We start from the raw sequence: 16184 nt of genomic DNA on the forward strand, positions 1-16184 counted from the left end.
CGCAACCAGGCGTTGAAAGGACCGGTCAGGGTAACGACCGGCTGACGCGACGCGCTCGAGTACATATCAGCCTTCCAGTGCCGAAAGAAGATCAGCGCACAGATCCCCGAGATCCTCCACCCCCACACTCAACCGCACCAGGTCATCGTGGATCCCCAACTGCGCGCGCCGCGCCGGCGGCACCGAGGCGTGCGTCATCACCGCCGGGTGATTGACCAGGCTTTCCACGCCGCCGAGGGACTCGGCCAGCGTGAACAGTTCGGTGCGCTCGCAGAAGCGCTGCGCGGCCGCGTAGCCGCCCTTGATGCGGACCGAGACGATGCCGCCGAAGCCGTCCATCTGGCGCTTGGCGAGCGCATGCTGCGGGTGTGAAGGCAATCCTGGGTAGATCACCTGGGCCACGGCGTCGTGCCCTTCGAGAAACTCGGCCAACGCTTGGGCGTTCTCGCAATGGGCGCGCATGCGTAGGTGCAGCGTCTTGAGGCCACGCAGGGCCAGGAAGCTGTCGAAAGGGCCCTGGACGGCGCCGGCGGAGTTCTGCAGGAACGCGACCTGCTCGGCCAGGGCGGCGTCGTCACCGACGACGAGGATGCCGCCGACCATATCAGAGTGGCCGTTGAGGTATTTGGTGGCCGAATGCAAGACGATGTCGGCGCCCTGTTCGAGGGGGCGCTGGAGAATTGGCGAGGCGAAGGTGTTGTCGACGACGACGCGCAGGCCGCGGCGGTGCGCCCGCTCGGCGATCGCCTGGATGTCGACGATCTTGAGCAGCGGGTTGGTCGGCGTTTCGATCCAGACGAGCTTGGTCCTGTCGGTCACCGCGGCGTCGAACGCGTCGGGGTCGGTCAGGTCGACATAGCTGAACGTCAGACCGGCGCTGCGCGTGCGCACGCGCTCGAACAGGCGATAGGTGCCGCCGTACAGGTCGTCCATTGCGATGACGTGGTCGCCGCTATCGAGCAGTTCGAGCAGGGTCGCGGTGGCGGCCATGCCCGAGGCGAAGGCGAAGCCGCGGCTGCCGCCTTCCAGGCCAGCCACGCAACGCTCGTAGGCGAAGCGGGTGGGGTTGTGCGTGCGCGAATACTCGAAGCCCTGGTGCTGGCCCGGGCTCGACTGGGCGTAGGTCGACGTCGCGTAGATCGGCGGCATGACCGCGCCGGTACTCGGGTCGGGCAACTGGCCGGCGTGGATCGCCTTGGTGCCGAGTGCCCACTGCGCCGGATCGGCCGCGTTGCGGTCATCGGTCATGGAAGAAGGTCCTGTTCGACTGGCCGGCGATTCTAGCATCGGGCCTGGCGCGCCCCATGGCACGCGGACGCTTGCCGAAGGCCGTGCGCACACCGTTCAGCTAGGGTGGCGCTGGACCCGCTGCAAGTGAGGGCGCGTCGATCGAACCCCGCCCGACAGGACCCGCGCGCCGCTTACTGCACCCGCCGCCGCAGGTAGTTCAGCAGGTCGATCCGGGTGATCAGACCAAGGAAGCGCTCGCCCTCGGTGACGATCGCCACCTGGCCGCGGTCGAACACCGGCAACAGCGCCTCGACCGGCGATTTGACGTCCAGGAAGTCGAGCTTGCTGACCATCGCGGTCGAGACGGGATCGCGGAAGCGGCCTTCATCGCCGTAGACGTGCAGCAGCACGTCGCTCTCGTCGAGGATGCCGACGATCCGGTCGCCCTCCATGACCGGCAGCTGCGAAATCTCGTAGAGCTTCATGCGCTGGTAGGCGGTGACCAGCAGATCACCCGGCGACAGCACCACGGTATCGCGGCGCGAGTACGGACGCAGGATCAGGTCGCGTAGGTCGCCGTGCTGCTCGCGCTCGATGAAGCCGTTGTCGAGCATCCAATAGTCGTTGTAGAGCTTGCTCAGGTACTTGTTGCCGGTGTCGCAGACGAACACGAGCACCTTCTTGGGGCTCGTTTGGGCGCGGCAGTACTTGAGCGCGGCGGCCAGCAGCGTGCCGGTGGACGAGCCGCCGAGGATGCCTTCGGCCTGCAGCAGTTCGCGCGCCGCCAGGAAGCTCTCGCGGTCGCTGATCGCATAGGCCTGCCGCACGCGCGAGAAGTCGGAGATGCTCGGCAGAAAGTCCTCGCCGATGCCTTCGACCATCCAGCTGCCGGACTTGTCGCTGAGCGTGCCGTCGTTGATGTATTCGGCCAGGATTGAGCCGACCGGGTCGGCGAGCACCAGCTCGACGTCTGGGGCGTGTTCGGCAAAGCAGCGCGACAGGCCGGTCATCGTGCCCGAGCTGCCGCAGCCGAAGACGATCGCGTCCAGGCCGCCGACCTCGGCCATCTGGCGCAGGATCTCCGGGCCGGTGCCGTGCTCGTGCGCGGCCGGATTGTCGGGGTTGCCGAACTGGTTGATGAAGTAGGCGCCAGGCGTCTGGGCGGCAATGCGTGCGGCGAGGTCCTGGTAGTACTCCGGATGGCCCTTGGCCACGTCCGAGCGCGTCAGCACGACCTCGGCACCCATCGCCTTGAGGTTGAAGATCTTCTCGCGGCTCATCTTGTCGGGGACGACCAGGATCAGCTTGTAGCCCTTTTGCTGAGCCACCAGCGCCAGGCCGATGCCGGTGTTGCCGGCCGTACCTTCGACCAGCGTGGCGCCGGGCGCGATGTCGCCGCGCTGCTCGGCCGCCTCGATCATGCTCAGGCCGATCCGGTCCTTGATCGAGCCGCCGGGATTCTGGTTCTCGAGCTTGAAGTAGAGCTCGCAGACGCCAGCGTCGAGGCGGCGCGCTTTGACGATCGGGGTCTCGGCGATCAGGTCGAGGACGGAAGAGGCGATCGGCATGGGGTCCGGTCCACAGCAGGCGGGCCCCCGATTATCGCCCATCGCCAGGGCGCCGGACGCGGCACCCGGCATTCGCGGGCGATGGCGGCCGACGAGGATGACCGCCACCGCCCGCGACTGACGTGAACCTAGTGTTTCTGCATCGCGTCGTACATCGACGCCAGGCGGTCCTTCGCGGCAAGTTTCTCGCGCTTCATCTGCGACAGCGTGGCTTCATCCACCGGCAACACGCCCAACTCGGCGTTGAGCACTTTCTTGTCCAATTCCTTGTGCCGGTAGTAGAGCTGTCGGAACTCGACGTTGCCCTTCATGATTTCTTCGAGTTCCACCTGCGAGTGCGCTTCGAACATGAAATCCTCCTGACACGAATGCGAACGCCCCGGCCGGCGACGGCAGGGGCGCTGCGGGGACGGCCTCCAGGAATGGGCCTCGAACGATCCGCTCGGGCATGCGACGCCGCGCTTGGGGCGGGCATCGGGGCACCTCGTGAGGGATCGTCTCGGTCATCGGCCTGGTTCGTTGACCGGATGGCGAAAGAGGAGACCACCCGGCGCAATCGACCCTACTCCGGGGTCGCAACGGCGGCAAGGCCCGGACGGCATGCTGCGACGCGGCTGCGCAGTCAGATGCGTTAAGAGCGCCGCTCGGGGACCAACGCGCATCGCGCCATGGCGCGGCCGGCAAGTTAAGATGACGCCAAGTGATTGATTCCACTTGGATTCATGGATGTGAGGCGACGCCCCCGGACCGGCGCATCAAAGCGCGGCCAAGGGCAGCGGCAAGAGCAGACAGGTCGCGCCGGACCGCCCACGACGGTCCGGCGAGCGGCTCAAGGCTCGAGGCTCTTGAGCAGTTCGGCCTCGCGCCGCTTGAGTTCGGCTTCACGCTGGCGTGCGGCGCGCAGCTTGGCCGCCTCGCCGCTCGCGACGCCCTGCAGCACGGTCTCGGCCTGCTGGCGCGCGGCCAGTTCCTCCTCGGCCGCCAGACGCAGACGCGCGGCCTCCTCGGCCTGGATCTGCGCCTGGATGCGCAGGCGCTCAGCCTCCTGTCGTGCCCGCACGGCGTCCTGCTGGCTGGCCTCGACCAGCAACTGCGCGCGCTCGCGCTCGAGCTCGCCCAGCCCCCGACGCGCGACCTCGGTCTGCGCGGCGACTTCGGCCGTTTCCACTCGCCACTGTGCAATCTGCAGCGCGGAGGCGCGCTGGCTGCTCCGCGCGGTAGCGAGTGCGGCCAGGGCCTGGCGCGCCTGCAGACGCTCGTAGGCAGCCGCGCCGGCGGTGCCGGCATCGGCATCGATGGCCTGCAGCCGTTGCTGGAGCGCCGCGGCATCGATGTCGTTGCCCGATTGGGCCCAGGCCGTGGACACGACCATGGTCAGGGCGAGTGTCAGAATCGACAGACGCATGCTCAGTTCTCCCCCTGCAGCCGCTGGCGCAGATTGGTGATCTCGGCGCGTCGCTGCGCCAATTCGGCCTCGGTGACCGCCTGGCGCGCGCGGGCGTGGGCCAGATCGGCGAGCGCGGAGGCCGACAGCGCGAGCGTCCGCGCTTCGGCATCGCGGCCGTTACCGGCCGCTGCCTGCGCCTGCTCGAGCGCGCGGCGCGCCTGGTCGATCTGCGTCGGGGCGTACTGGTCGGCGTCGGCGTCGCCTGCCCGGGCGACCGACAGTCGTGCGGCCGCGAGATCCTCGGTCGGTGGCGGTGCGCTGGCGCAGCCTGCGAGCGACAGGGCACAGGCGAGCACGGCTGCGCCCAGCAGTGGCCGGATGTATGCGAAGCTTGTCTTCATCGAAGCATCGTGCCCGAAAAGCGTCATTGCGGGCATTGTCGTCAGCAAGCCGGGGGCGCGCAATGCGCCCCGGCCGCCCGTGGGGAATTCATACATGGACATCGGCCCGTTTCTGAAGCTGATGACGGAAAAAAGCGCGTCGGACATGTTCCTGAGCACCGGCGCGCCGATTCACATCAAGATCGAGGGCCGGCTGCAGCCGCTCGAAGGCACGCATCTGGCACCCGGGGTCGTCCGCCAGATCGCCTACTCGATGATGGACGAGCAGCAAATCCGGCGTTTCGAGCGCGATCTTGAGATGAACATGGCCTACTCGCTGCCCGACGTCGGCCGCTTCCGCGTCAACGTCTTTCGCCAGCGCGGCGAGGCTGGCATGGTCGTGCGCGCGATCAGCAGCAAGATTCCCGACATCGCGCAGTTGCAGTTGCCGCAGGTGCTCAAGGACGTGATCACCGCCCCACGCGGGCTGGTGCTGATCGTAGGCTCCACCGGCTCGGGCAAGTCGACGACGCTGGCCTCGATGATCGACCACCGCAACACCTGCTCGGCCGGCCACATTCTCACGATCGAGGACCCGATCGAGTACCTGCACCGTCACAAGCGCTCGCTGGTCAACCAGCGCGAGGTCGGGATCGACACCCAGACCTTCCACAATGCGCTGAAGAATGCGATGCGCGAAGCGCCCGACGTGATCCTGATCGGCGAGATCCTCGACGCGACCACGATGGAGGCGGCGATCGCGTTCGCCGAGACCGGGCACCTGTGTCTGGCCACCCTGCACTCCAACAACGCCGACCAGACGATCGAGCGCATCCTCAATTTCTTCCCCGAGGCTGCGCACAAGAACGTGCTGATGAACCTGTCGCTGAACCTGCGCGCGGTGATCTCCCAACGCCTGGTCGAGGGCGTGGACGGCCGCCGGCTGCCGGCGACCGAAGTGCTGCTCAACACGCCGACGATCCGCGACCTGCTGCGCCGAGGCCATGTCCACGAGGTCAAGCAGGCGATGGAGGAATCGCTCGAGGAAGGCATGGAGACCTTCGACCAGTGCCTCTATCGCCTCTACAAAAGCGGACGCATCGAGCGGGAGACCGCCCTGCGCGCGGCCGACTCGCGCGACGGCCTGGACCTCAAGTTCCGCCTCTCCGAAGGCGCGGCCGACGCCCATGACCCGTACGCGGACGTGTTCGCCCCGCAATCGCTGTAGCCCGCAGCCTTCAGGCAGCGTCGGGCTGGGCCTCGGGCCGCGCGGCAGCGAAGGCCGGCATCGCCAGGCAAGCCGCCTCGATCGCAAGGATGCGCGGGTACGGCGCGAGCTCGACACCGAAACGGCGGGCGTTATAGAGCTGCGGGACCAGCGCGCAATCAGCGAGCCCGGGCGCGTCGCCGACGCAGAACCTGCCCGCGTCGGGCGCCTCGCCCAGCAGGGTCTCGAACGCCGCGAGGCCGTCGGCGACCCAGCGCTCGATCCAGCGCGCGCGCCCCGCCGGATCGATCTCCCACTCGCGCTCCAGGAACTGCAGCACGCGCAGGTTGCCCAGCGGATGGATGTCGCAGGCCACCAGTTGCGCGAGCGCCCTTGCACGATGGCGCGCGATCGGATCGGACGGCAGCAGCGGCGACGACGGGAAGACCTCGTCGAGGTATTCGATGATCGCCAGCGACTGGGTCAGCATGCGCTCGCCATGCCGCAGCACCGGCACCAACTGCTGGGGATTGCGCGCCGCGTGCGGGGGCGCATGTTGCTCGCCGCCGTCGCGCAGCAGATGCACCGGCACCGACGCAAACGCCAGCGCTTTGAGGTGCAGCGCGATGCGCACGCGGTACGCAGCGCTCGAACGCCAGTAGCCGTACAGCGTCAACCCAGTGTCGGTCACGCGTCCGTATCCGCGTCGGGCACATAGCGCTCGACGACCTGCTCGATCGCACCGAAGATGCTCGCCCCCGACGCATCGAGCATCTCGATGCGCACGGTGTCGCCGAACGACAAAAACGGCGTCGTCGGCGCGCCATGCTCGAGCGTTTCCACGACGCGGCGCTCGGCGAAGCACGAGGCGCCCTTGCTGGTGTCGGCATTGGCGATGGTGCCCGAACCGACGATCGTGCCGGCGGTCAGCGGCCGCGTCCTGGCCGCGTGGGCCACCAGCTGCGCGAAGTCGAACTGCATGTCCACGCCGGCTTCCGGCGCGCCGAACCAGTCGCCGTTGACGTGGGTCACCAGCGGCAGGTGCAGTTTGTGGTCGCGCCAGGCCTCGCCCAGTTCGTCCGGCGTCACGAATACCGGGCTCAGTGCCGACCTCGGTTTGGACTGCAGGAAGCCGAAGCCCTTGGCGAGCTCGCCGGGGATCAGGTTGCGCAGGCTGACATCGTTGACCAGGCCGACGAGCTGGATGTGGCCGGCCGCCTGGGCCGGCGTCACGGCCATCGGCACATCGTCGGTGACCACGACGATCTCCGCTTCCAAGTCGATCCCGGAGTCCTCGCTGGTCACCTTGATCGTGTCGCGCGGGCCGTAGAACCCGGCGCTGGTCGCCTGGTACATCAGCGGGTCGGTGTAGAAGCTCTCGGGCACCTCGGCGCCACGCGCGCGCCGCACCCGCTCGACGTGTGGCAGGTAGGCGCTGCCGTCGACGAACTCGTAGGCGCGCGGCAGCGGCGCGGCGAGCCGGGCGACATCGAGATCGAAGACGCCATCGGCATCGCCGGCGTTGAGCGATTCGTAGAGCGCATTGAGCCGAGGCGCGGCGTTCGACCAGTCGTCGAGTGCCTGTTGCAGCGTCGCCGCCACGCCGGTGGCGCGCACGGCCGTGGCCAGATCGCGCGAGACGACGATCAGGGTGCCGTCGCGGCCGCCCTCCTTCAGTGAACCCAGCTTCATGGCAACTCCGGTTGGCGTCGGCTATTCGTTTCGATTGTAACCAAATGCCGGGCCGCGATCAGTCCTCGCCCTGGAACGCGCCACTGCGATAGGTCAGCACCAGGGTATCGCGATGGCCGGCACCGTCGACCGGCTGGATCGGCGTCGATTCGTGGATGACGCGGTGATCGTCGAGCAGCAAGGCCGACCAGGGCCGGGTGAGCGTGAAGCGTTGGCCGCTGGGGCCGTCGGCGTCGAAGACGCGGGTTTCGCCGCCCTTGATGCCCTCGCGCGCGACGAGCAGCACGGCGACGAAATCCACGCCGTCGCGATGCGCGCCTTCAGGCGTGGGCCGCCCAATGCCATCGGTCGTGTCGATACGGAACTGGTGCGCTTCCACATACCAGGGCCGACGCGCGCGGACCTGGCCGAACACCGCGCCGAGCCCGGCGATCAGCGTCGTCCACACCGGCGCCGCCGCCGTGGCCGCGGCGACCGGGTCGAACCAGCGGTGCATGCCGCCGTGCAGCGCGTTGTAGTCCTCCGATTGCCAGTGCGCGCGTCGCGCCGCCGCGACGAGTTGGTCGCCGTGCTGCACGTAGCAGGCATGGCGGCGCCGGCGATAGCGCCCGCCGTCGCGCAGATAGCCGTCGGGCGGCAGTGCGTCCCAGTCTGTTCGCAGCGATTGGAGATCGGCGATCGCGACATCGCACAGCGCCGACAGCGCATCGGGCGCCAGCACCGCGAAACCATGGGCCTTGAGATCGGCAACCGCACGCGCGGCGTCGGACAATGGAGGAAGCGGGCTGTGCATCGGCGGATTCTAGGGCGTGGCGCCGGCCTGCGGGCGAGGTTCGCTCGATGCCGGCGCGCACTTTCCACGCAAAAAAAGCCCGCCTTTCGGCGGGCTCTTTCGTAGATGGCAGCCCCGGATGGATTCGAACCACCGAATGCCTGAGTCAGAGTCAGGTGCCTTACCGCTTGGCGACGGGGCTATGTCGCTATTGTACCGCTGAAACCGCAAACAATCGCAAGTCCCGGCGATGCCGGATCCACGCATCGCGCGTGAATCCGAACCCGCGCGATCAGCGCTTGGAGAACTGCGTGGCGCGGCGTGCCTTGTGCAGACCGACCTTCTTGCGCTCGACTTCGCGCGCGTCGCGGGTCATGAACCCGGCCTTGCGCAGTTCGGTCTTCAGCGTTTCGTCGTACTCGACCAGCGCGCGCGCAATGCCCAGGCGGATCGCACCGGCCTGGCCGGTGGTACCGCCGCCGGTGGCGGTGACGACGACGTCGAAGGTCTCGGTGTTTTGGGTCAGCTCGAGCGGCTGGCGCACGATCATGCGCGCGGTCTCGCGGCCGAAGAACTCGTCGAGCGGACGGTCGTTGACGGTGATCTTGCCGCTGCCCTTGCGCAGGAACACGCGGGCGACGGAGGACTTGCGACGGCCGGTGCCGTAATTCTGGGTGATAGCCATGACTTAGAGTTCCAGGGGCTGCGGCTGCTGGGCGGCGTGCGGATGCTCGGCACCCTTGTACACCTTGAGCTTGCGGTACATGGCACGGCCGAGCGTGTTCTTCGGCAGCATGCCCTTGACGGCGATCTCGATCACGCGTTCGGGATGGCGCTCGAGCGCCTGGCCCAGCGATTCGGTCTTGAGGTTGCCGATGTAGCCCGTGAAACGGTGATAGAGCTTGTCGGTCATCTTCTTGCCGGTCACCGCAATCTTCTCGGCGTTGATCACGACGATGTAGTCGCCGGTATCGACATGCGGGGTGTAGACAGGCTTGTGCTTGCCGCGCAGGCGGTGAGCGATTTCCGCGCTCAGGCGGCCCAGCGTCTTGCCGGTGGCGTCGACGAGATACCAGTCGCGCTGGACGGTCTCGGACTTGGCGGTGAAAGTCTTCATGACGGGTTGGTACTCGGTCGGTGACTGGTCGGGCTGATTGCGCCGGTGGCCGGCGGAACTTCGCCTCGCGTTGTGTACGGTGCAGCAAAGAAGCGGGATCATAGCGCGGCCGGCAAGGGGCGCGCAACTGGCAGGCAGTCCTGGCAGATCAGCCCTGGCCGGCCAGGTCGTGCCCGGCATGCCCCCCTGAGGCGGGTTTTGCGATGAGTCGCCTCGAAAGTCCTGCAATGACGCCACGCGCGACACGATGTGACAACGGCTGTTTCGTGACCCGAAACACACCGACGGTATCGCCCCACACCGCACTGTCGGCGTCGGCATCAGGCGCCCAATCGGTCGTGATCTCGACCACATCGGTGCCCCCCCAGCGCGCCAATGCCTCGAACCCATCCGGGTAGAAGCGCCAGCAGTCCACGGGGTAGCGATGTTCTGGCCCTCTCGATGGCGCCAGCAGGAAGATCATTCCGCCAGGCGCGACGACTCGCACCATCTCCAGCCAACTCAGCCAGAAGAAATCCATGTGTTCGATCGCCTGGCCTGACACCAGAATGTCGAACGACCCGCTCGCGAACGGCAGTCGATAAGGGGACTCGAGCACGACGTCGACGTTGGGGCCCTGCTCGAGATCGGCGCCGACATAGGACCAGACCGGATCGTCGAACACTTCCTTGTAGCTGCCGTTGACATCGTAGCTCCCGATGTCCAGCACTCGCCGCGGCTGTGAACGCGGCACATAGCGGGACACCAGGTCGCGCATGTGTCTCATCGAACTTAAATGCAAACTTGTCTCTCCCAGACCCGAAAGCGCGGGCAATGCCCGCGCTTTCGGAGGTATTTCAGCGGCCGGGAACCCGGCAGCACGTTGCATCGACGCGGTAGCCGAACAGACCGCCGATGAGGGAGGTCGTGAGCCCGCACCTCCAACCGGTCGGGTGCCCAGCGTCATTAACGGCCGGTCCGGACGAGGCGACGGTCAGCCCAATGGGCCCGCCGCAGCCGCCTCCGGTCGCAGTGTAGCCCGCAGGACATGTCGAGGTCACGTTGACCAGATTGAGGTTGAGCAGGTTGCCGGTCTGCGTTTGGACGACGCAATCGATCGGAGTCGCCACGGGCTCCATGTAGTACCCGTAGACGTCCACGACCAGGTGCGTATTGGACGTGCTGAACGCGGTGAACTGATTCGCGCAACCAGGCCGGCAAAGCTTCAGGGAGATCTGATTGGCAATATCGGAGCCAACAAAATTGATGGTCGCCGCATTGGGCTGGTTGGTATTGGATGGGTAGAGCGTCATGTAGCCGACGGACTGCGCGGTGTCGACCGCGACAACGTTGGCCAACAGCACGGAGGCGTTTTCGGGAATGCCGCAGTTGGTCGCCGAGCCGCCCTGCGAGATGAAGTCGTTCGAGGTCCACCCCCGGAAGCTTCGCGTCGTGTTCCCGGTCAGCATGCCACCCGCCTGGCGAGTGTCGAGAATTCGACAAGGCGGTAACGGGGTGAAGACCAGATCGTTCTCCGTGTCGCCGATCTGGAGCGGGCGGTTGCCGGGAAGGTTTGCGGCGGAGCTTCCCCCGAACAGGGCACCGGTCATCGCGTCGAACGTGCTCGCGGACGCGGCGCGCTGCAGGTTGCCTACGTCTGCGGATGCGAATGTGCCCATCATCTGTTCCGTCCATTCTCCCGACGTCATTCCATAGCGTCGTTCGATCTGGGGGCCCCAGCGTTTTGAGATCTCTGTTGCATATCTGGCACGCTGAGAGTCCTGCGTTGGCGCTCGTTTCTCGTTCGCGTACGCGAACGTGATGACAGCTGCGAGACACACTGCAACTCCGGCAGCCAGGATCGTGTTCTGCTTATGGTTCACTTTCATGTTGAATGCCCTCTCCTTTGGGTGGCCTTGCAGAGCTATCGTTCAGATAGCAACGGAGCATTCGCTGCTACGCCGTGAAGACGGCGTGATAATTCGTTAATTTCGGATTCAGGATTCAAAATCTGCGACCGAAGTACGTACAAGTCCGACATCGAGGTCGAATCTGGACCGCGTTCGCGGATCGAATCCCACACGCGGGGCGTTCAGAAGATGGCCCACGCTGGAAGGCACTGGCTGCCATCGAGCGGTAGTTGACGAGCGTGTGACATCGCGATTGGCGAAGCAGCGTCCAATCGCGACAATGGCCGTGCGCCCCGCCATAGGAACATCGCGATGCCCCACGTCCGGCCACGATTCGGCCCGCTCGACCAGGTCCTGGTCGAAACCCAGCGCGCGCTGGAGACGGTCTTCGGCAATCCGCGCGCCGCCCGGCCCAATCCGGCGGCCGACACCCCCGACGTCGTGCTCGACCCGAACGAGCGCCGCCATGCGGCCGGTCTGATGCGCATCAACCATGTCGGCGAAGTCTGCGCCCAGGGGCTGTATTTCGGGCAGGCCGCGGTCGCCCGAGAGCCCGACACCCGCCACCACCTGCTCGAGGCCGCGCAGGAGGAAACCGACCACCTGGCCTGGTGCGCGCAGCGCCTGCGCGAACTCGACAGCCGGCCCAGCGTGTTCAATCCGCTGTGGTACGGCGGCAGCTACGCGCTCGGCGTGCTGGCCGGGCTGCGTGGCGACGGCTGGAACCTCGGCTTCGTGGTCGAGACCGAACGCCAGGTCGAGGCACATCTGGACGAGCACCTGGAGACGTTGCCGCCGGCCGATGCGCGCAGCCGTGACATCCTGCGCCAGATGAAGGAGGACGAGGCCCGGCATGCCGACCACGCCGAACTGGCCGGCGCCCGCGCGCTGCCCTGGCCAATCCCCTCGCTGATGTCGGCCGCCTCGTCGGTGATGAAGACGGTGGCGTACCGGCTGTAGTCCCTCGCCGTGACGGGCGATCGGTAGCGGGCAATGCGACGCGGCAGGCGTCCGGCAACGGCCAAACGCCCATCGGATCGCCGAGCGCTCCAAACGGAAAACGGCCCCGCATCACGCGAAGCCGTTTTTCGAATCATGCGCCGCCAATCACGGCGCCTGCGTCAATCGACGAGGTTGCGCCCGTGATAGAGCTCTTCGATCTCGCGCTTGAGGCGCGCCTCGATCTTCATCCGGTCCTTGAATGAGAGGTTGCGCGCCTTCTCCTCGAACAGGTACTGGTCGAGGTCGAAGTCCTTGAGGTGCATCTTCGTGTGGAAGATGTTCTCCTGGTAGACATTCACATCGAGCGCGTCGTAGCGCGACTTGATGTTCTTGGCCAGGTAGTCCTGGATCGAATTGATCTTGTGGTCGATGTAGTGCTTCTTGCCCTTCACGTCGCGGGTGAAGCCGCGCACGCGGTAGTCCATGACCACGATGTCCGACTCGAGGCTCTCGATCAGGTAGTTGAGCGCCTTGAGCGGCGAGATCACGCCGCACGTCGCCACATCGATATCGGCCCGGAAGGTCGCGATGCCGTTGTCGGGGTGGGTCTCGGGATAGGTGTGGACGGTGATGTGCGACTTGTCCAGGTGCGCGACCACCGCATCGGAGATCACGCCCTTGGCGTCCTTGCGATCGATCACCGGTTCCTCGGAGATCAGGATCGTCACCGACGCGCCCTGGGGCTCGTAGTCCTGGCGGGCGACGTGCAGGATGTTCGCGCCGATGATCTCCGCGACGTCGGTCAGGATCTGCGTCAGCCGGTCGGCGTTGTAGACTTCGTCGATGTAGGCGATATAGCGCTGGCGCTCGTCCTCGGACGAGGCGTAGCACACGTCGTAGATGTTGAACGACAGGGCCTTGGTCAGGTTGTTGAAACCCTGGAGCTTCAGGCGCGGGAGCGGTTTGACCACAGCGGTCGACCCTCGGGGGTTGGGCGAAACGGCAATTATGCGGCAAACCGGGGCCCACTCGCGACCTCGGCACGCGGTGGTTTGCCCCCAACGGGCCGACCGCCTACTCTTCGGCATTCCCCGCTGCGACGCCTCATGCCCTCCGACCCCGTGGCCCTGATCAATTCCCATGTCCGTACGCCGCACCCGATGTCACCGTCGGCGGCGGCCATCGAACGCTTCCTCGCCCACTGCCACCGCCGCCGCTATCCGCCGCGCAGCGAAGTGTTCCGCCCCGGCGATCCGGCGGGCACGCTGTACTACGTGGTCAGCGGCTCGGTCAGCATCATCACCGAGGAGGACGACGGCCGCGAACTGGTGCTGGGGTACTTCGGGCCGGGCGAGATGGTCGGCGAGATGGGCCTGTTCATCGAGTCGGACGTGCGCGAGGTCATCCTGCGCACCCGGACCCAGTGCGAACTGGCCGAGATCAGCTACGAGCGGCTCTATCAGCTGTTCGAGACCTCGCTGGCCGGGGACGCGACCTCGATCATGTATGCGATCGGCGCACAGCTCTCGCGCCGGCTGCTCGACACCAGCCGCAAGGCCGGCCGGCTGGCGTTCCTGGACGTCACCGACCGCATCGTGCGCACGCTGCACGACCTGACCCGGGAGCCGGACGCGATGAGCCACCCGCAGGGCACCCAGTTGCGGATCTCGCGGCAGGAGCTGGCCCGGCTGGTCGGGTGCTCGCGCGAGATGGCGGGCCGGGTGCTCAAGAAGCTGCAGGCCGATGGCAAGCTGACCGCCCGGGGCAAGACCATCGTGCTGTTCGGGACCCGGTAGAGGCCATGAGCACCGGACATTTCGCACCTCGGGGCGATCTGCCCGACGCCGATCTGCGCAGCGCGTCGGCCATCGACGCCGACGACGTCGCCGCCCTGCTCTCGGAGCTGGGCTATCCCTGCGGCGTGGACGAGGCGCGCGAGCGCATCCTGGCCATCACCGCCAATGATCGCCAGGCGCTGGTGGTCGCGCGCAGCGGCGGCCGCGTCTGCGGGCTGGTCGCACTGGACTTCATGTACTACCTGCCGCTGGGCACCACCACCTGCAGGATCACCGCGCTGGTGGTCACCGACACCGCGAAGGGCCAGGGCCTGGGCCGCCAGTTGCTGAAGGAAGCCGAGCGCCGCGCGCGCTTCGGCGGTGCAGCGCGGCTAGAACTGACCAGCGGCTCGCAGCGCACCGATGCGCATGCGTTCTACCGGGCCTGCGGCTTCTCCGACGGCACCTTGCGCTTCATCAAGCGGCTCGGCGACGCCTGATCGCCGACGGCGCGTCCTTCGCGCGCCGTATGCTGTGGCCGACCCTCGCAACGGACCGCACATGACGCTCGGCGACCAATTCCTGCTCTTTGTGCTGGTCGGCCTGGCCGCGCAGCTGATTGACGGCGCGCTGGGCATGGCCTTTGGCCTGGTGTCGTCCTCGGTGCTGCTAAGCATGGGCGTGCCGCCAGCGGCGGTGAGCGCCAGCGTGCACACCGCCGAGGTATTCACCACCGGCGCCTCGGGCGTGTCGCACCTGGCGATGCGCAACGTCGACCGGCGGCTGTTCTTCCGCCTGGCGATCCCGGGCATGGTCGGCGGTGTACTCGGCGCCTATGTGCTGACCCGGTTGCCGGGCGACGTGGTGCGGCCGTTCATCTATGCCTACCTGCTGGTGCTCTCGGTGCTGATCCTGCTGCGCGCGGTGGGCCGGATGTTGCCCCGGCGCGAGGTGCAGCGGGTGCCGTTGCTCGGCTTCGTGGCCGGCCTGCTCGACGCCACCGGCGGCGGCGGCTGGGGTCCGGTCGCGACCTCGACACTGCTCGCGCGCGGCGGCACGGCGCGCACAACCATCGGCACCGTCAATGCCGCCGAGTTCCTGGTCACGTTGTCGATCTCGGTCACGTTCTTCCTGACCATCGGCCTGCAGCACCTGGACGTGGTGCTGGGCCTGCTGGTCGGCGGCATGGTCGCCGCGCCGCTGGCGGCGCTGTTCGTGCGCCACGTCCGCGAGCGCTGGGTGCTGCTGGCGGTGGGCGTGCTGGTGATGGCGATCAGCCTCTACCAGATCGGCCGGTCGCTACTGCCCGGCTGAGTCCGCCGGGGTGCCGGCGCGGTCGCGGCATCCCCAGTTGAGGATGGGCGTGCCGGCCGGCAACACGCGCCGGAACATCGCCACCGCGCCCGCCTTCGGGTTGACCACCACCGGGCGCGCCGCCGCCTTGAGCAGGGGCAGGTCCGCGCTCGAATCGGAATAGGCGATGTCGATGTCGCCATAGCCGCGCTCGCGCAGCATGCGCATCTTCTCCTCGGCGTGACAGTGGCGCGTGGCCACGACCGCGCCGAGTTTGGGGCCGACCGCGGTGCCGATCACCGGTACGGTCTCGTGGGCGACGAAGGCCAGGATCGCGCGCGCCAGTTGGGGCGGCGCACCGGTCGCCACGACCACGCGGTCGCCGGCCTCGCGGTGGCCGTGCAGCACGTCGAGTGCCGCCGGCAGCAGCCGCGGGCGGATCTGGTCGGCGTGACGGGCGACATAGAGATCGATCAGGCGATCCAGCGACCCGCGACTGTTCAAGCCCACGGTGCCGATCCAGGCATAACCGGAGATGCCGTAACGGCGGGTCGGCAGACAGGCGATCATCGGTCCGAGCAACGGCGTGGCCAGCAGCGCCAACGCCGTGCGCCAGGGGCTGCGGCGGATCAGCCAGCCGAACAGGTGGGTGCCCGAATCGCCGTCGTAGAGCGTGTGGTCGAAGTCGAAGACCACGGTGCGCGCCGCAGCGGCTGTCTCTGCATTGGTGGCAGGCTCGCCAGCCGTGGCGGCCGCTGGCGTCAGCAGCCCAGCCAGCGTCGGTGCGGCATTGTTGGCAGGCGCGTCCGCGGGCGAGGCCCGGGCCGGATCGCTGGCCTCGACGATCACCGCGGTCAGCGGCGCGCGTGGCGCGTCCGCTTCATCCGGCGCCTGCTGCGGCGGCGCGATGACCTCGGGCGCCGGCAAGGCAG

At 67.4% G+C, this 16184-nt stretch carries 19 protein-coding genes and 1 tRNA gene; 5 read left to right on the plus strand and 15 right to left on the minus strand.

From position 1 onward, the window contains the following. Window positions 1-66: 66 nt before the first annotated feature. The 5 genes from MNO14_RS13250 to MNO14_RS13270 all read right to left on the minus strand — a co-directional run bounded on the left by MNO14_RS13250 (window position 67) and on the right by MNO14_RS13270 (window position 4586). Window positions 67-1248 (minus strand): cystathionine gamma-synthase, encoded by a 1182-nt coding sequence (locus MNO14_RS13250; RefSeq protein ID WP_241944187.1) that lies wholly within the window; start codon window positions 1246-1248, stop codon window positions 67-69. Between the two features lie 173 nt (window positions 1249-1421). Next, on the minus strand, window positions 1422-2798 hold the full coding sequence (locus tag MNO14_RS13255) for a pyridoxal-phosphate dependent enzyme (protein WP_241944188.1): 1377 nt from the start codon (window positions 2796-2798) through the stop codon (window positions 1422-1424). Window positions 2799-2926: 128 nt separating this feature from the next. Beyond that, window positions 2927-3148, minus strand: coding sequence for a YdcH family protein (locus tag MNO14_RS13260; RefSeq protein ID WP_047137910.1), 222 nt, complete (start codon window positions 3146-3148; stop codon window positions 2927-2929). A gap of 479 nt (window positions 3149-3627) precedes the next feature. Next, a complete protein-coding gene (locus MNO14_RS13265) occupies window positions 3628-4203 on the minus strand; it encodes a hypothetical protein (protein ID WP_241944189.1) in 576 nt (191 codons plus the stop codon). 2 nt (window positions 4204-4205) lie between these two features. Continuing rightward, on the minus strand, window positions 4206-4586 hold the full coding sequence (locus tag MNO14_RS13270) for a DUF4398 domain-containing protein (RefSeq protein WP_241944190.1): 381 nt from the start codon (window positions 4584-4586) through the stop codon (window positions 4206-4208). Between the two features lie 94 nt (window positions 4587-4680). Between MNO14_RS13270 and MNO14_RS13275 the strand changes: the two genes are divergently transcribed. Further along, entirely contained in the window at window positions 4681-5793 is a 1113-nt protein-coding gene (locus MNO14_RS13275) for a PilT/PilU family type 4a pilus ATPase (RefSeq protein WP_241944191.1), read from the plus strand. Window positions 5794-5803: 10 nt separating this feature from the next. Here the strand turns inward: MNO14_RS13275 and maiA are convergent, their stop codons facing one another. From maiA to MNO14_RS13315, 8 genes are all read right to left on the minus strand, one after another. Then, window positions 5804-6463, minus strand: coding sequence for a maleylacetoacetate isomerase (gene maiA, locus MNO14_RS13280; RefSeq protein ID WP_241944192.1), 660 nt, complete (start codon window positions 6461-6463; stop codon window positions 5804-5806). Further along, window positions 6460-7464, minus strand: coding sequence for a fumarylacetoacetate hydrolase family protein (locus tag MNO14_RS13285; RefSeq protein ID WP_241944193.1), 1005 nt, complete (start codon window positions 7462-7464; stop codon window positions 6460-6462). The genes maiA and MNO14_RS13285 overlap by 4 nt, the downstream gene beginning before the upstream one ends. A 58-nt stretch (window positions 7465-7522) precedes the next feature. Continuing rightward, window positions 7523-8257 carry a 2OG-Fe dioxygenase family protein gene (locus MNO14_RS13290; protein ID WP_241944194.1) on the minus strand — a complete coding sequence of 245 codons (735 nt, stop codon included), beginning with the start codon at window positions 8255-8257 and terminating at the stop codon, window positions 7523-7525. 106 nt (window positions 8258-8363) lie between these two features. Continuing rightward, window positions 8364-8438 (minus strand) — tRNA-Gln (locus tag MNO14_RS13295). Between the two features lie 90 nt (window positions 8439-8528). Further along, window positions 8529-8921: a 30S ribosomal protein S9 gene (rpsI, locus tag MNO14_RS13300; protein ID WP_183427676.1), complete on the minus strand. Its 393-nt coding sequence runs from the start codon at window positions 8919-8921 to the stop codon at window positions 8529-8531. 3 nt (window positions 8922-8924) lie between these two features. Further along, window positions 8925-9353 (minus strand): 50S ribosomal protein L13, encoded by a 429-nt coding sequence (rplM, locus tag MNO14_RS13305; RefSeq protein WP_183427677.1) that lies wholly within the window; start codon window positions 9351-9353, stop codon window positions 8925-8927. 148 nt (window positions 9354-9501) lie between these two features. Further along, window positions 9502-10110 (minus strand): methyltransferase domain-containing protein, encoded by a 609-nt coding sequence (locus tag MNO14_RS13310; RefSeq protein ID WP_241944195.1) that lies wholly within the window; start codon window positions 10108-10110, stop codon window positions 9502-9504. A gap of 79 nt (window positions 10111-10189) precedes the next feature. Continuing rightward, on the minus strand, window positions 10190-11221 hold the full coding sequence (locus tag MNO14_RS13315) for a hypothetical protein (RefSeq protein ID WP_241944196.1): 1032 nt from the start codon (window positions 11219-11221) through the stop codon (window positions 10190-10192). A gap of 333 nt (window positions 11222-11554) precedes the next feature. On the opposite strand from MNO14_RS13315, the gene coq7 reads away from it, so the two are divergent. Next, window positions 11555-12202, plus strand: a complete 648-nt coding sequence (coq7, locus tag MNO14_RS13320; protein ID WP_241944197.1) for a 2-polyprenyl-3-methyl-6-methoxy-1,4-benzoquinone monooxygenase — start codon at window positions 11555-11557, stop codon at window positions 12200-12202. 161 nt (window positions 12203-12363) lie between these two features. Here coq7 and speD read toward each other — a convergent pair whose 3' ends face one another. Then, window positions 12364-13155 (minus strand): adenosylmethionine decarboxylase, encoded by a 792-nt coding sequence (gene speD, locus MNO14_RS13325; protein WP_183427679.1) that lies wholly within the window; start codon window positions 13153-13155, stop codon window positions 12364-12366. A 189-nt stretch (window positions 13156-13344) separates the two neighbouring features. On the opposite strand from speD, the gene crp reads away from it, so the two are divergent. The 3 genes from crp (at window position 13345) to MNO14_RS13340 (ending at window position 15273) form a co-directional block, all read left to right on the plus strand. Next, the gene (crp, locus tag MNO14_RS13330) at window positions 13345-13980 is read left to right on the plus strand and encodes a cAMP-activated global transcriptional regulator CRP (RefSeq protein ID WP_241946344.1); all 636 of its coding nucleotides are present in this window, start codon (window positions 13345-13347) and stop codon (window positions 13978-13980) included. Window positions 13981-13985: 5 nt separating this feature from the next. After that, window positions 13986-14459 (plus strand): GNAT family N-acetyltransferase, encoded by a 474-nt coding sequence (locus MNO14_RS13335; RefSeq protein ID WP_241944198.1) that lies wholly within the window; start codon window positions 13986-13988, stop codon window positions 14457-14459. A 61-nt stretch (window positions 14460-14520) separates the two neighbouring features. After that, window positions 14521-15273, plus strand: a complete 753-nt coding sequence (locus MNO14_RS13340) for a sulfite exporter TauE/SafE family protein (protein WP_241944199.1) — start codon at window positions 14521-14523, stop codon at window positions 15271-15273. Here the strand turns inward: MNO14_RS13340 and MNO14_RS13345 are convergent. Next, window positions 15259-15948, minus strand: coding sequence for a haloacid dehalogenase-like hydrolase (locus tag MNO14_RS13345; RefSeq protein ID WP_241946345.1), 690 nt, complete (start codon window positions 15946-15948; stop codon window positions 15259-15261). The two genes, MNO14_RS13340 and MNO14_RS13345, sit on opposite strands and share 15 nt — an antisense overlap. Between the last annotated feature and the right edge of the window lie 236 nt (window positions 15949-16184).

Source organism: Luteimonas sp. S4-F44 (genome assembly GCF_022637415.1).
GTDB lineage: Bacteria > Pseudomonadota > Gammaproteobacteria > Xanthomonadales > Xanthomonadaceae > Luteimonas.

Excerpts from the sequence above, each read along its gene's own strand:
- MNO14_RS13250 (WP_241944187.1), bottom strand. The coding sequence starts at position 1,248 with ATGACCGATGACCGCAACGCGGCCGATCCGGCGCAGTGGGCACTCGGC.
- MNO14_RS13255 (WP_241944188.1), bottom strand. The coding sequence starts at position 2,798 with ATGCCGATCGCCTCTTCCGTCCTCGACCTGATCGCCGAGACCCCGATC.
- MNO14_RS13260 (WP_047137910.1), bottom strand. The coding sequence starts at position 3,148 with ATGTTCGAAGCGCACTCGCAGGTGGAACTCGAAGAAATCATGAAGGGC.
- MNO14_RS13265 (WP_241944189.1), bottom strand. The coding sequence starts at position 4,203 with ATGCGTCTGTCGATTCTGACACTCGCCCTGACCATGGTCGTGTCCACG.
- MNO14_RS13270 (WP_241944190.1), bottom strand. The coding sequence starts at position 4,586 with ATGAAGACAAGCTTCGCATACATCCGGCCACTGCTGGGCGCAGCCGTG.
- MNO14_RS13275 (WP_241944191.1), top strand. The coding sequence starts at position 4,681 with ATGGACATCGGCCCGTTTCTGAAGCTGATGACGGAAAAAAGCGCGTCG.
- MNO14_RS13285 (WP_241944193.1), bottom strand. The coding sequence starts at position 7,464 with ATGAAGCTGGGTTCACTGAAGGAGGGCGGCCGCGACGGCACCCTGATC.
- MNO14_RS13290 (WP_241944194.1), bottom strand. The coding sequence starts at position 8,257 with ATGCACAGCCCGCTTCCTCCATTGTCCGACGCCGCGCGTGCGGTTGCC.
- rpsI (WP_183427676.1), bottom strand. The coding sequence starts at position 8,921 with ATGGCTATCACCCAGAATTACGGCACCGGCCGTCGCAAGTCCTCCGTC.
- rplM (WP_183427677.1), bottom strand. The coding sequence starts at position 9,353 with ATGAAGACTTTCACCGCCAAGTCCGAGACCGTCCAGCGCGACTGGTAT.
- MNO14_RS13310 (WP_241944195.1), bottom strand. The coding sequence starts at position 10,110 with ATGCGCGACCTGGTGTCCCGCTATGTGCCGCGTTCACAGCCGCGGCGA.
- MNO14_RS13315 (WP_241944196.1), bottom strand. The coding sequence starts at position 11,221 with ATGAAAGTGAACCATAAGCAGAACACGATCCTGGCTGCCGGAGTTGCA.
- coq7 (WP_241944197.1), top strand. The coding sequence starts at position 11,555 with ATGCCCCACGTCCGGCCACGATTCGGCCCGCTCGACCAGGTCCTGGTC.
- crp (WP_241946344.1), top strand. The coding sequence starts at position 13,345 with ATGTCACCGTCGGCGGCGGCCATCGAACGCTTCCTCGCCCACTGCCAC.
- MNO14_RS13335 (WP_241944198.1), top strand. The coding sequence starts at position 13,986 with ATGAGCACCGGACATTTCGCACCTCGGGGCGATCTGCCCGACGCCGAT.
- MNO14_RS13340 (WP_241944199.1), top strand. The coding sequence starts at position 14,521 with ATGACGCTCGGCGACCAATTCCTGCTCTTTGTGCTGGTCGGCCTGGCC.